General features: G+C 65.2%; 9 protein-coding genes. 8 read left to right on the plus strand and 1 reads right to left on the minus strand.

Features of this window, described 5'->3' with window-relative positions:
• The first annotated feature begins 107 nt into the window (after positions 1-107).
• The 8 genes from MRY84_RS04670 to MRY84_RS04705 all read left to right on the plus strand — a co-directional run bounded on the left by MRY84_RS04670 (position 108) and on the right by MRY84_RS04705 (position 11,531).
• The gene (locus tag MRY84_RS04670; RefSeq protein WP_291504586.1) at positions 108-1,019 is read left to right on the plus strand and encodes a LysR family transcriptional regulator; all 912 of its coding nucleotides are present in this window, start codon (positions 108-110) and stop codon (positions 1,017-1,019) included.
• 278 nt (positions 1,020-1,297) lie between these two features.
• Positions 1,298-2,122 carry a putative hydro-lyase gene (locus MRY84_RS04675; protein ID WP_291504587.1) on the plus strand — a complete coding sequence of 275 codons (825 nt, stop codon included), beginning with the start codon at positions 1,298-1,300 and terminating at the stop codon, positions 2,120-2,122.
• A gap of 25 nt (positions 2,123-2,147) precedes the next feature.
• Positions 2,148-3,113, plus strand: a complete 966-nt coding sequence (locus MRY84_RS04680; protein ID WP_142146431.1) for a TRAP transporter substrate-binding protein — start codon at positions 2,148-2,150, stop codon at positions 3,111-3,113.
• Between the two features lie 120 nt (positions 3,114-3,233).
• Entirely contained in the window at positions 3,234-3,743 is a 510-nt protein-coding gene (locus MRY84_RS04685) for a TRAP transporter small permease (protein WP_291504588.1), read from the plus strand.
• Positions 3,744-3,764: 21 nt separating this feature from the next.
• Positions 3,765-5,063, plus strand: coding sequence for a TRAP transporter large permease subunit (locus MRY84_RS04690; protein ID WP_291504589.1), 1,299 nt, complete (start codon positions 3,765-3,767; stop codon positions 5,061-5,063).
• 39 nt (positions 5,064-5,102) lie between these two features.
• Positions 5,103-6,068: a TRAP transporter substrate-binding protein gene (locus MRY84_RS04695; protein ID WP_291504590.1), complete on the plus strand. Its 966-nt coding sequence runs from the start codon at positions 5,103-5,105 to the stop codon at positions 6,066-6,068.
• A 26-nt stretch (positions 6,069-6,094) separates the two neighbouring features.
• Positions 6,095-9,790, plus strand: coding sequence for a hydantoinase B/oxoprolinase family protein (locus MRY84_RS04700; RefSeq protein ID WP_291504591.1), 3,696 nt, complete (start codon positions 6,095-6,097; stop codon positions 9,788-9,790).
• A 73-nt stretch (positions 9,791-9,863) separates the two neighbouring features.
• Complete coding sequence (locus MRY84_RS04705) at positions 9,864-11,531, plus strand: methyl-accepting chemotaxis protein (protein WP_291504592.1); 1,668 nt, start codon at positions 9,864-9,866, stop codon at positions 11,529-11,531.
• 230 nt (positions 11,532-11,761) lie between these two features.
• Here the strand turns inward: MRY84_RS04705 and MRY84_RS04710 are convergent, their stop codons facing one another.
• Positions 11,762-13,462, minus strand: coding sequence for an electron transfer flavoprotein-ubiquinone oxidoreductase (locus MRY84_RS04710; protein ID WP_291504593.1), 1,701 nt, complete (start codon positions 13,460-13,462; stop codon positions 11,762-11,764).
• Between the last annotated feature and the right edge of the window lie 150 nt (positions 13,463-13,612).

The following is a 13,612-nucleotide window of genomic DNA, read 5'->3' on the forward strand; positions in this document are numbered from 1 at the left end:
CAACCTCGTAACACGTTGGCGGGACCGGCCCGGTGCACCACTGCGGTGCGCTCCGGCATCGCCGCGCACCGCACCACCCGGACACCGGAATACATCCCGAAGACACCATGAACCTGCGTTTCGTCGAAGCCTTCTACTGGGTCGCATCGCTCAAGAGCGTGACGCGTGCAGCGGAGAAACTGTTCCTCACCCAGTCAGCCATGTCCAGCCGCATCTCCGCGCTGGAAGAAGAGCTGGGCGTGCTGCTGCTCGACCGGCGCGACAAGCATTTCAAGCTCACCGTGGCGGGAGGGCGGTTTCTGGTCTACGCCAAGCGCATGCTGGAGTTGCAGCGCCAACTCAAGGCCGAGATGGGATCGGGCGGGCCGCTGGAGGTATCGGTGCGGCTGGGGGCGATCGAATCGGTGCTGCACTCCTGGCTCATTCCGTGGGTGGAGCAGTTGCGCAAGGACAATCCGCTGCTGGAGCTGGAACTCACGGTGGAAACCACGCCCGTGCTGCTCGACCAGATCCGGCGGGGCACGCTGGACGCTGTGTTCGCGGCGCTACCCGCGTCGGCCGATGGCATCCGCACCCAGGCCGTCACGCCCATGGAGATGGTGTTTGTGGGCAACGCCAAAACACACCGCAAACGCCGGTACGCGCTGGAAGACTTTGCGGGCGCCGACATCCTGACTTTTCAGCGTGGCTCGCAACCCCATGTGTCGTTGCTCGACACGCTGCGGCAGGCCCAGGTGGAGCCCCGCTGCGTGCACACCATTTCGTCGATCTCGGCCATGGTGCAACTGGTGCAGGGCGGCTTTGGCGTGGCCACGCTGCCGCGCCTCGCGGTGCAGCGCCTGCTGGCTTTCCCGGACTTGCGTGCTTTGGCCTGCGACACCGCGTTGCGGCCGTTGCCCATCCACGTGAGCTACCGGGAAGACCCTTCGTCGCCGGCCATGGAAGCGGTCGTGAGATCCGCGCTCGACTTCATTGAGCAGCAGCACCCCGCCCCTGCGCGCAAGGGGCGCAAGACCTGAGCTGCCTTGCCCGCCCGGACCGCGTCCGCCGCTCTTCGAACGGGTGCTCTGCGTGGTGTCGCAGGCGAACTTCGCGCGGTTTCCTGTTTCAGGGTTTACCCGTAAATTTCCCGTCAGGGTTTTCCCTTGGCACCAACTTGGTTCGCCTTGCCCCAATGGAGAGCATGGAAAAAATCGATGATCTGATAGAAATTTTTTGAATTTGCCAGGGTTGGTTACACACCAACACAATCCGCCCAACGTCATGCAATTGACATTTCTCAATGCAAGGAAAAACGGTGGATTCAGCTCAACAAACAGCGCTGGCAGTGTTTGGTCCGGAGGGCATCAACAACCCTCTCCACGTGCGCAGCGTCATACGCCAGGGGCTCTGGTCGTCGCACACCAGCGGCCTCGCCCACGGACGGGTTCAGGGCAACCTGGTGATCCTGCCCGAAGTGCTCGCGGGGGATTTTCTGCGCTTTTGCCAGCGCAACCCCAAGCCCTGCCCCGTGCTGGCGGTGAGCGAGCCGGGCCAGGTCGCGCTGCCCAAGCTGGGGGAGGGTATCGACATCCGCAGCGACCTGCCCCAGTACCGCGTGTGGCGCCACGGCGAACTGGCGCAGGAGGTGGGTGACATTGCGCACCTGTGGCGCGATGACCTGGTCACGTTCGTGCTGGGCTGCTCGTTCTCGTTCGAGGCAGCGCTGCAAGAGGCCGGCATCAGCCTGCGCCACATCAACGAGGGCAAGAACGTGGCCATGTACCGCACCAACATCGCCACCGAGTCTGCCGGGCCCTTTGGCGGCGCCATGGTGGTGTCCATGCGGCCCATGCCCGCGGCCGACGTGATCCGTGCGGTGCAGGTCACCTCGCGCTTTCCCAACGTGCACGGCGCGCCGGTGCACATCGGTGACCCGGCACTCATCGGCATTGCCGACATCGCCAAGCCCGACTACGGCGATGCCGTGGCGCTGATGCCGGGCGAGATCCCCGTTTTCTGGGCCTGCGGTGTCACGCCGCAGTCCGCCATCCTGAATGCCCAGCCGGCGTTTTGCATCACCCACGCGCCGGGCTGCATGTTGATCACCGATCTTCTCAACCACCACCTCGCCAGCTTTTGAGCGGCCTACCTCCAGGAGTCTCCCCATGAAAAAATTCGCATTGTGTCTGACGGCCACTCTCAGCGTGTGCGCCGCCCAAGCCCAGGTCAAGTGGGATCTGCCCACCGGCTACGGTGCCAACAGTTTCCAGACGCAGAACGTGCAGCAGTTCGCCAATGATGTGGACAAGCTGACGGGCGGCAAGCTCAAGATCACCTTGCACCCCGGCGGCTCGCTCTACAAGGCCAACGAAATCAAGCGCGCGGTGCAGACCGGGCAGGTGCCATCGGCCGAGTTCATCCTCTCGGGCGCCTCCAACGAGAATCCGCTGTTCGGCGTGGATTCCATTCCCTTCCTGGCCACAAGCTACGCCGACTCCAAGCGCCTGTACCTGGCCGCCAAGCCCGCGCAAGAGAAGCTGCTGGCATCCCAAGGCGTGAAGGTGCTTTTCTCGGTGCCATGGCCTGGGCAATCCCTTTACTCGCTCAAGCCCGTGAACACGCCCGCGGACTTCGCCGGTACCAAGATGCGCGCGTACAACCCGGCCACCACCCGCATTGCGCAGCTGCTCAAGGCGCAGCCGGTGACGATCCAGCTGTCGGAACTGGGCCAGGCGCTGGCGACGAATACCGTGCAGAACTTTCTCACCTCCAGTGCCAGCGGCGTGGAGTCCAAGCTGTACGAGCAGGTCAAGTACTTCTACCCCGTCAGCGCCTGGCTGCCGCGCAACGCCACCGTGGTCAATCAGAAAGCGTTTGATGCGCTGGACAAGCCGCTGCAGGACGCCGTGCTGAAGGCTGCGGCAGATGCGGAAGCCCGCGGCTGGGCCACCAGCGAACGGGTGGACAAGGAGTTCATCAAGGAGCTGACCGCCAAGGGCATGACCGTGGCCGAGCCCAGCGACAGCATCAAGAAGGAACTGGCCAGCATTGGCGACGCGATGACTGCGGACTGGATCAAGTCGGCCGGCGCCGAAGGCCAGGCCATCATCGACGCCTACCGCAAGAAGTAGTCCGCTCGCATCTGCCCCGCGCGCGGCGGGGCCGGGGCAGCGCCAGGTGCCTTGCCGCCTGCTTTTCGCCGCGCTGCCGCTCTCCCACCTCTCACTTTTCAAGCGTTACCGGAGTACGCCATGGACAAACTCGTCCGAAATTTCTACAGGCTGCTGATGCTGCTCTCGGGCATCTCCATGCTGGCCGCCTTTGCAGCCGTCACGCTGGGCGTGTTTGCCCGGGAAGTCGTCCACGTGAACATTGATGGACTCGATGCGTACGCGGGGTACGCCATCGCCGCGGCGCTCTTCTTTGCCCTGCCCAGTACGCTGCAAAACGGCGATCACATCCGCGTCACGCTCGTGCTGGACCGTCTGCCGGCGCGCATGCGCTCGGCCTTCGAGTGGTTTTGCCTGAGCGCTGCGCTGGTGCTCACGCTCTACATCGCCTGGTACGCCGTGCGCTCAGTGTGGATCTCGTACCTCACGCACGACATCTCGCCCGCAGCGGATGCCTCGCCGCTGTGGATCCCCCAGATCAGCATGGCCATGGGCTGCATCGGCTTTGCACTGGCATTTGCCCACGCCCTCGTCTTGCGCGTGCAGGGCGTGGCCTTCATGGCCGTGTCCGAGTCGGCGCGTTCTGAATAACCCGCGCCAGGAGACATCATCATGGACGTCATCATCGCTTTGGGCTTGATCGTAGTGCTGTTCGCAGTGCTCGGTTCGGGCCTGTGGATCGGCCTGTCACTGCTGGCAGTGGCCTTGGTCGGCATGGAGCTCTTCACCAACCGCCCGGTGGGCGACAGCATGATGCTGACCATCTGGGGGTCTACCTCCAGCTGGACGCTCACGGCACTGCCGCTGTTCCTGTGGATGGGGGAGATCCTGTTCCGCAGCAAGCTGTCGAGCAGCATGTTCAAGGGCCTGGCACCGTGGCTGGAGAGGCTGCCGGGCCGCCTGCTGCATGTGAACGTGGTGGGCTGCACCATCTTTGCCGCCATCTCAGGCTCGTCGGCCGCCACCTGCGCCACCATTGGCAAGATCACGCTGCCTGAACTCAAGCAGCGCGGCTATCCCGAAGACATCTCTGTGGGTACGCTCGCGGGGGCTGGCACGCTGGGCCTGCTGATCCCGCCCTCGATCATCATGATTGTCTACGGGGTGGCGGCCAACGTGTCGATCTCCAAGCTGTTTTTGGCCGGCGTGATCCCGGGCCTGCTGCTGGCAGCGCTTTTCATGGGCTACATCATCGTGTGGGCCCTCTTCAACAAGGACAAGGTGCCAGCGCCCGACAAGCGCTTGAGTTTTGCGCAGAAGCTCTACGCGTCGCGCCACCTGATTCCTGTGGTGTCGCTCATCGTGGTGGTGCTGGGCGCCATCTACAGCGGGATCGCCACCGCTACCGAGGCTGCTGCACTGGGCGTGGCGGGTTCGCTCATCCTGGCCAAGATTGAAGGCTCGCTCGACTGGGCCCGCTTCAAGGACGGCCTGGTGGCCGCGTGCCGCGTGTACTGCATGATCGGCCTCATTCTGGCCGGGGCTGCATTCCTCACGCTGGCCATGGGCTTCATCGGTCTGCCACGTCATCTGGCCGAGTTCATCGGCGCGCTGCATCTGTCGCCCTTTGCGCTGATGCTGCTGCTCATCGTGTTCTTCATCCTGCTGGGCTGCTTCCTGGATGGCATCTCGATGGTGGTGCTGACCATTGCCGTGCTGTTGCCCACGGTGGAGGCTGCAGGGTTTGACCTGGTGTGGTTCGGTATCTTCATCGTGCTGGTGGTCGAGATGGCGCAGATCACGCCGCCGGTGGGCTTCAACCTCTTCGTGCTGCAAGGCATGACGCGCCGCGAAGTCACCTGGATCGCCCGCACAGCGCTGCCCTTGTTCGCGCTGATGATCGTCGCGGTCGTCATGACCTACTTCGTGCCTGACGTGGTGCTCTGGCTGCCGCGTCAGATGCAGGGCTGAGTCACCGCGCCGCCCACCAGCCCCGCACAGGAGCCCTCCATGAAAACCGTTGCGTTGCTGGCCGCGCTTGCCGTGGCCCCGGCGTTGCACGCCCAGACCCAGTGGAAGCTGGCCACGGGCTACCGCGCAGAGTCCTTTCACACGCGCAACATCGTCCAGTTTGCCCAGGACGTGGAGCGTGCATCCAGCGGTGCGCTGCGCATCGAGGTTCACGCCAACAACACCCTGTTCAAGCTGGGCGAAATTCCTCAGGCCGTGGAGGGCGGCAAGGCCGAGGCGGGCGAGACCATCATGACCAGCCTGGTGCGCGAAATCCCGATTGCCGGCGCCGATGCCGTGCCCTTCGTGGTGCGCAGCTATGCGGACGCCCGCCGCCTGTGGGATCTGCAGCGTCCGCTGATCGAGGGGCACTTTGCGGCCAAGGGGCTCAAGGCCCTGTATGCCGTGCCATGGCCGCCGCAGGGGCTGTTCTCCACCGCGCCGGTGCGTTTGTCAGCTGACTTCAAGGGCACCCGCATGCGCACCTACAACCCGGCCACGGTGCGCATTGCCGAGCTGCTGGGCGCCACGCCCGTGGACGTGCCCATGGTCGAAGTCAACCAGGCGCTGTCGGCGGGCAGGCTCGATTCCATGATCACCTCAGCGCTCACGGGGGTGGAGAACCAGGTCTGGGGCCAGATCAAGCAGTACTACGGCATCAACGCCTGGTTTCCCAAGAACATTGTTTTTGTGAACCAGAAAGCCTTCGACGCACTGCCCGCCGCCGTGCGCCAGGCTGTGACCCAGGCGGCGGCCGACGCCGAAACGCGCGGCTGGGCGCTGAGCGCTGCCGTGGCAGAAGAGTCGGTGGGTGAACTTCAGCGCAAGGGCATCAAGGTCGAGCGCGCGTCCGCCGAGCTGGACACCGAACTCAAGCGCCTGGGCGAACGCTTTTCCCGGGAATGGGTGCAGTCGGTTGGCAATGAGGCCAACAAGATTTTCATTCCCTACTACTTTCAACGTTAACGAGTTAACCAGTGAGTCTCATCACCATGCAAGCAACTTCCACCATGACCACCGCACCGGCGGGCAACCGCTGGCAGTTCTGGATCGACCGGGGCGGCACCTTTACCGACATCGTCGCCAAGCGGCCCGATGGATCGCTGACCACGCACAAGCTGCTGTCGGAGAACCCCGAACAATACAAGGATGCAGCCGTGGCGGGCATCCGCCACCTGCTGGGGCTGAAGCCCGGCGAACCAGTGACTCCAGAGCTGGTCGAGTGCGTGAAGATGGGCACCACCGTGGCCACCAATGCGTTGCTGGAACGCAAGGGCGAGCCCACGCTGCTGGTCACCACGCGCGGCTTCCGCGATGCGCTGCGCATCGCCTACCAGAACCGTCCGCGCCTGTTCGACCGCCACATCCAGCTGCCCGAGCTGCTCTACACCGAAGTCATCGAGGCGCGCGAGCGCATGGGCGCCCACGGCGACGTGCTGCAGAACCTGGACGAACCCACCCTGCGTGGTGATCTGCTGGCGGCCTATGGACGCGGCCTGCGCAGCGTGGCCATCGTGTTCATGCACGGTTACCGCTATGCGCAGCACGAGCAGGCGGCCCAGCGCATTGCCAAGGATGTGGGGTTCACCCAGATCAGCACCTCGCATGAAACCAGCCCGATGATGAAGTTCGTGAGCCGGGGCGACACCACCGTGGTGGATGCCTACCTGTCGCCCATCCTGCGCCGCTATGTGGAGCAGGTGGCCAGCGAGATGCCGGGCGTCAAGTTGTTCTTCATGCAGTCGTCCGGCGGCCTGACCGATGCGGGCACCTTCCAGGGCAAGGATGCGATCCTGAGTGGCCCCGCGGGCGGCATCGTGGGCATGGCGCGCACGGCGGGGCTCGCAGGCCACAAGAAGGTCATCGGCTTCGACATGGGTGGAACGTCCACGGATGTGAGCCACTATGCCGGTGCGTTCGAGCGCGAGTTCGAGACCCATGTGGCCGGGGTGCGCATGCGCGCGCCCATGATGAGCATCCACACCGTGGCGGCCGGCGGCGGCTCGGTGCTGGCCTATGACGGCGCGCGTTTTCGCGTCGGCCCCGAGAGCGCTGGCGCCAACCCGGGCCCTGTGAGCTACCGCCGTGGCGGTCCGCTGGCCGTGACCGATGCCAACGTGATGGTAGGCAAGGTGCAGCCGCGCTACTTCCCCAGCGTGTTCGGCCCCGCTGCCAACGAAACCCTGGACGCTGACGCGGTGCGGGCCCGCTTTGAGGAAATTGCTGGGCAGACCCAGCGCAAGCCCGAGGAAGTGGCCGAAGGCTTCATCCAGATCGCCGTGCAGCAGATGGCCAACGCGATCAAGAAGATCAGCGTGGCGCGCGGCTATGACGTGACCCGCTACACCCTGCAGTGCTTCGGTGGCGCGGGCGGCCAGCATGCCTGCCTGGTGGCCGACGCCTTGGGAATGTCGCGTGTGTTCGTGCACCCGCTGGCCGGCGTGCTCAGCGCCTATGGCATGGGTCTGGCGGACCAGACCGTGATCCGCGAGCAGGCGGTGGAGATACCCCTGGCCGCAGAGTCCCTGCCGCTGATTGCCGAACGCCTGGACACCTTGGGCGCCGCCGCGCAGGCCGAGCTGGAGCGCCAGCAAGTCAGCACCAACCCCGTGCAGGTGCGCCACAACGTGCATGTGCGCTATGAGGGCACCGATTCGGCCCTGGTGGTGCCGTTTGGCGACATGGCCAGCATCCAGGCCGCGTTTGAGGCCGCCTACCGCCAGCGTTTTGCCTTCCTGATGGCGGGCAAGGGCCTGGTGGTGGAGGCCGTTTCGGTGGAGGCTGTGATTGCTGGCGACGCGCCTGCCGAACCCCGCCTGCCCGTGCATCCGCACCGCAAGCACCCGCAGCGCGAGACTGTGCGCATGTACTCGGGCGGACAGTGGCATGACGCGGCCCTGGTCGTGCGCGAAGACCTGCACCCCGGCGACGTGATCCCCGGCCCCGCCATCATTGCCGAGAAGAACACCACCACGGTGGTGGAGCCTGGCTGGTCCGCGCGCCTGACCGACCTGGACCACCTGGTGCTCGACCGAGTCACCGCCCGCAAGGTGCAATACGCCGCCGGCACCACGGTGGATCCGGTGCTGCTGGAGGTGTTCAACAACCTGTTCATGAACATCGCCGAGCAGATGGGGCTGCAGCTGCAGAACACGGCGTACTCGGTGAACATCAAGGAGCGGCTGGACTTCAGCTGCGCGCTGTTCGACGCCGAGGGCAACCTGATCGCCAATGCGCCCCACATGCCCGTGCACCTGGGCTCGATGGGCGAGAGCATCAAGACAGTGATCCGGGAGAACGCGGGCAAGATGCACCCGGGCGACGTCTACATGCTCAACGATCCGTACCACGGCGGCACCCACCTGCCCGATGTGACGGTGATCACCCCGGTGTATGTGGCCGAGGGCGGCGAGCCCACGTTCTATGTGGGCAGCCGGGGGCACCATGCCGACATCGGCGGCACCACGCCGGGCTCCATGCCGCCGTTCTCCACGCGCATCGACGAAGAGGGCGTGCAGCTCAACAACGTGAAGCTGGTGGATCGCGGCATCTTCCTGGAAGAGTCCGTGCGCAACCTGCTGGCCACGGGCGGCGGCACCACGCCATACCCTAGCCGCAATCCCGAACAGAACCTGGCCGACCTGCGCGCGCAGATCGCCGCCAACGAAAAGGGCGTGCAGGAACTCTCGAAGATGGTGGAGCAGTTTGGGCTGGATGTCGTGCAGGCCTACATGCGCCACGTGCAGGACAACGCCGAGGAATCCGTGCGCCGCGTGATCACCCAGCTCAAGGACGGCCGCTTCACCCTGCCGCTGGACAACGGCGCGCAGATCAGCGTGTCGGTCAAGGTGAATGTGGCCGAGCGCAGCGCTGTGATCGACTTTGCGGGCACCAGCGCCCAGCAGATGAACAACTTCAATGCACCGCGTGCAGTGTGCATGGCGGCAGTGCTGTATGTGTTCCGCACGCTGGTGGACGACGACATTCCGCTGAACGCCGGGTGCCTCAAACCCCTGCAGGTCCTCATTCCCCAGGGGTCCATGCTTAACCCCAACCCTCCGGCGTCGGTGGTGGCGGGCAATGTGGAGACCTCCACCTGCATCACCAATGCGCTGTTTGGCGCCCTGGGCGTGATGGCAGGCAGCCAGCCCACCATGAACAACTTCACCTTCGGCAATGCGCAGTACCAGTACTACGAAACCATTGCCGGCGGCAGCGGTGCGGGCGCAGTGCTGGATGCCTCGGGCCGGGCCGTGCGCGGCTTTGACGGAACCAGCGTGGTGCAGACGCACATGACCAACTCGCGCCTCACCGACCCCGAGGTGCTGGAGTTCCGCTTTCCGGTGGTGCTGGACAGCTATGAGATCCAGCGCGGATCGGGCGGCGCGGGGCGCTGGGCGGGGGGCGATGGCGGGGTGCGGCGCGTGCGCTTTCTGGAGGCCATGACGGCCAGCATTCTGTCCAACGGGCGGCTGAACCCCGCCTTCGGCATGGCCGGCGGGCAGCCGGGCAAGCCCGGCACCAACCGTGTGCTGCGTGCCAATGGCGAGGTGGAGGTGCTGGGCCACATCGGTGCGGCGCTGATGCAGCCGGGCGATGTGTTCGAAATTGCGACGCCGGGCGGCGGCGGCTGGGGTGCGTGCGACGGCGCCGAAGTGCGGAAGTCCGCCGAAGCCGCTCTGTCATGACGCATTGGCACATGGCTTGCTGGTCGTTTCGCACGTTGCCCACAAGGCTTATTCGATGAACAGGAAATCACCAATGAACTCTGTGCCTGCTCTCATTTCCGCGCCCGCGCGGCGGCCATCGCCGCCCGTGCGGGATGCATCCGCAACCTCTCCATCGCCGGCGTCTTCGTCCGCGTCTGCGTCCGTCGGCGCTTCACGCCGCACGTTGTCGGTGGGTCAGAAGCTGGCCGCCAGCTTTGGCCTGCTGGGCTTGGCCGTGGCGCTGCTGGGCGCCACTACATGGCTCACAGGGGAAGACACCGAGCGCCAGGCCACGCGGCTGGCGCGTGAGCAGTTGCCTATCGAGCGCACGGTGCGCGACTGGAAGACGCAGTCCGTCACCATCGGCCAGATTGCGCTGCGCGCCACCATTTCGACCGATGTGTTTCCGCTGCTGTCCGAAATGCGCGAACGTCTGAAGGCCGAGGACGCCACGCGCCAGCGCATCGAGCAGGCGCTGGCTGGCGCATCAAACGCCCGAAGCACCGAGCCGCTGTGGAAGACAGCCCAGGCCCAGCGCCAACAGTATGCGGCGCTGCGCGACGCGCTGATGCAGGACGCATTGGAGTCCAAAGTCATCAGCCAGAAGGCGCTGCAGGAGCACGCAGCTGCACTCACGGCCTACCTGCAGACCATCGATCGGCTGCTCGAGGCGTCCGAGCAATCGTCGCTGGCGGCGGCCGACGCCATGATCGCCGGTGCCAGCCGGGCGCAATGGATCAGCGCCATCGCGGTGGCCGTGGTGGTGGCGCTGTCGGCACTGTTCGGCTGGCTGCTGCGCCGCTCCATCGTGCAGCCCTTGCGCGAGGCCTCAGAAGCGGCGGCCACGGTGGCGCGTGGCGACCTCACTGTGCGCATGCAGACCGGGCGGAGCGACGAGATCGGCCAGCTGCTGACGGCCCTCAACAAGATGGTGGAATCGCTGCACTACGTGGTGACCGAGGTGCGCGATTCGGGCGAGTCCATCCACGTGGCCAGCTCTGAGGTGGCGGCCGGCAACACCGACTTGAGTGCCCGCACCGAACACGCGGCCAGCAACCTGCAGCAGACAGCGGCCAGCATCGCCCAGCTGGCGCAGATGGTGGCGGCCAATGCCGACAGCACTCGCCAGGCGAACGACCTGGCCGTGAACGCCACGCAGGTGGCCAGCAAAGGCGGTGAAGTGGTGAGCCAGGTGGTGCGGACCATGGAAGAGATCAACGCCAGCAGCCAGAAGATTGCCGACATCGTGGGCATCATCGACGGCATTGCGTTCCAGACCAACATCCTCGCATTGAACGCGGCCGTGGAAGCCGCACGCGCCGGAGAGCAAGGCCGGGGCTTCGCCGTGGTGGCCAGCGAGGTGCGTGCCCTGGCCGGGCGCAGCGCCACCGCTGCGCGCGAGATCAAGGCGCTCATCTCCGCCAGTGTGGAGAAGGTCAGCGATGGCGCCAAGCTGGTGGTGACGGCCGGCTCCACCATGGGGGACATCGTGCAAAGCGTGGAGCGCGTGACCACGCTGATGTCCGAGATCAACGCTGCCAGCAGCGAGCAGAGCACGCAGATCGGCCAGGTGAGCCAGGCCGTGGACCAGCTCGACCACATGACCCAGCAGAACGCCGCGCTGGTGGAGCAGGGGGCTGCGGCGGCGCAGAGCCTGCAGGACCAGGCGAACCGGCTGGCGGGGGCGATGGGGCAGTTTCAACTAGTTACACCCGCCTGAGTCGCTTCGCGCTGCCCCCGCTCTCGCGTCGCTGCGCGATGCGGGCAGGGGGATGCCACCGGTGCAGCGGGGCAGCCCTGGCACGGTGGCCCCTGGCCTGCGCCGCGCCCGTTGGATGCACTGGCGGAGAAAGCACGCAGCGGCGCCGAATGACATGATTCGGTCGAAAAGATGCAAAAAGGGCCTGCAACGCAGGCCCTTCAAGCACTAGCAGCTACTGAATTTGTAGCTTACATGCCCGAGTAGTTCGGGCCGCCGCCACCTTCGGGGGTCACCCACACGATGTTCTGCGTGGGGTCCTTGATGTCGCAGGTCTTGCAGTGCACGCAGTTCTGCGCATTGATCTGCAGGCGCTGGGCATCGCCGCCCTTGGCGGTGTCGGGAACAAACTCGTACACGCCAGCGGGGCAGTAGCGGGCCTCGGGCCCGGCGTACTTGGCCAGGTTGATGTTGACCGGCACGCTCGGGTCCTTGAGGGTGAGGTGGGCCGGCTGGTTCTCTTCGTGGTTGGTGTTGCTGATGAACACGCTGGAGAGGCGGTCGAACGTGAGCTTGCCATCGGGCTTGGGGTAGACGATGGGTTTGCATTCCGCCGCGGGCTTGAGGTACGCGTGGTCGGGCTTGTCGCGGTGCAGCGTCCAGGGGATGTGGCCGCGCAGCACGAACTGCTCGAAACCGTTCATCAGCGTGGCCGTGGTCAGGCCGTACTTGAACCAGTTCTTGAAGTTGCGGTCCTTGTTCAACTCGGTGTAGAGCCAGCTGGCCTCGAAGGCCTTGGGGTAGGCGGTGAGTTCGTCGTGCTGGCGGCCGGCCACGATGGCGTCATAGGCCGCCTCGGCGGCCAGCATGCCGGTCTTGATGGCCGCGTGGCTGCCCTTGATGCGGCCCACGTTCAGGTAGCCGGCGTTGCAGCCCACCAGCGCGCCGCCCGGGAAGATGGTCTTGGGCAGGGCGTTGATGCCGCTGGCGTTGATGGCGCGCGCGCCATACGACAGGCGCTTGGCGGTGATCTCGCCCTTTTCGTTCTCGAAGTAGTAGCGGACGTTGGGGTGCGTCTTCCAGCGCTGGAATTCCTCGAAGGGGCTGAGGTAGGGGTTCTTGTAGCCCAGGCCCGTCACAAAGCCGATGGCGATCTTGTTGTCGTCCAGGTGGTAGAGGAACGCGCCGCCGTAGGTATCGTTTTCCATGGGCCAGCCGGCGGTGTGCATCACGAAGCCGGGCTGGTGGCGCTTGGGGTCGATCTCCCACAGTTCCTTCACGCCGATGCCGAAGCTCTGCGGGTCGCGGCCCTCGTCGAGCTTGAAGCGGGCAATCAGCTGGCGGCCCAGGTGGCCGCGCGCGCCTTCGGCGAACACGGTGTACTTGCCCAGCAGTTCCATGCCCAGCTGGAAGTTCTCGGTGGGCTCGCCGTCCTTGCCCACGCCCATGTTGCCGGTGGCCACGCCCTTGACGGAGCCATCGTCGTTGTACAGCACTTCAGCCGCAGCAAAGCCGGGGAAGATCTCCACGCCCAGGGCCTCGGCCTGCTCGGACAGCCACTTGGTCACGTCGCCCAGGCGCACGATGTAGTTGCCGTGGTTCTGCGCGAACGGCGGCAGGAACATGTTGGGCACGCGGAAGCCCGACTTTTCAGACAGGAAGATGTACGCGTCGTCCGTCACGGGCTGCTTGAGCGGTGCACCGCGCTTCTTCCAGTCGGGGATCAGCTCGGAGAGCGCCTTGGGGTCCATGATGGCGCCCGAGAGGATGTGCGCTCCGGGCTCGGAGCCTTTTTCCAGCACCACGACCGAGACATCCTGCCCCTTGTCGGCCGCCAATTGCTTCAGGCGAATCGCAGTGGCCAAGCCGCCGGGGCCACCGCCCACGACCACCACGTCGTATTCCATCGATTCACGGGGGCCATACTGGGCGATGATTTCTTCGTTTGTCATGGGCATCTCGTTGGGGTTTGATAATGGCTATTGGACCAAAGCGGAGCACACCGCCGTGTCAGACAGGGGACTGATTGTATTCACGGAAGCGAGACAATCGAACGACCGTTCTATTTTGATCCAGTAGGGAGACTCTAAATGGCATACAGC

The organism is Acidovorax sp. (assembly GCF_022763525.1).
Lineage (GTDB): Bacteria > Pseudomonadota > Gammaproteobacteria > Burkholderiales > Burkholderiaceae_C > Acidovorax.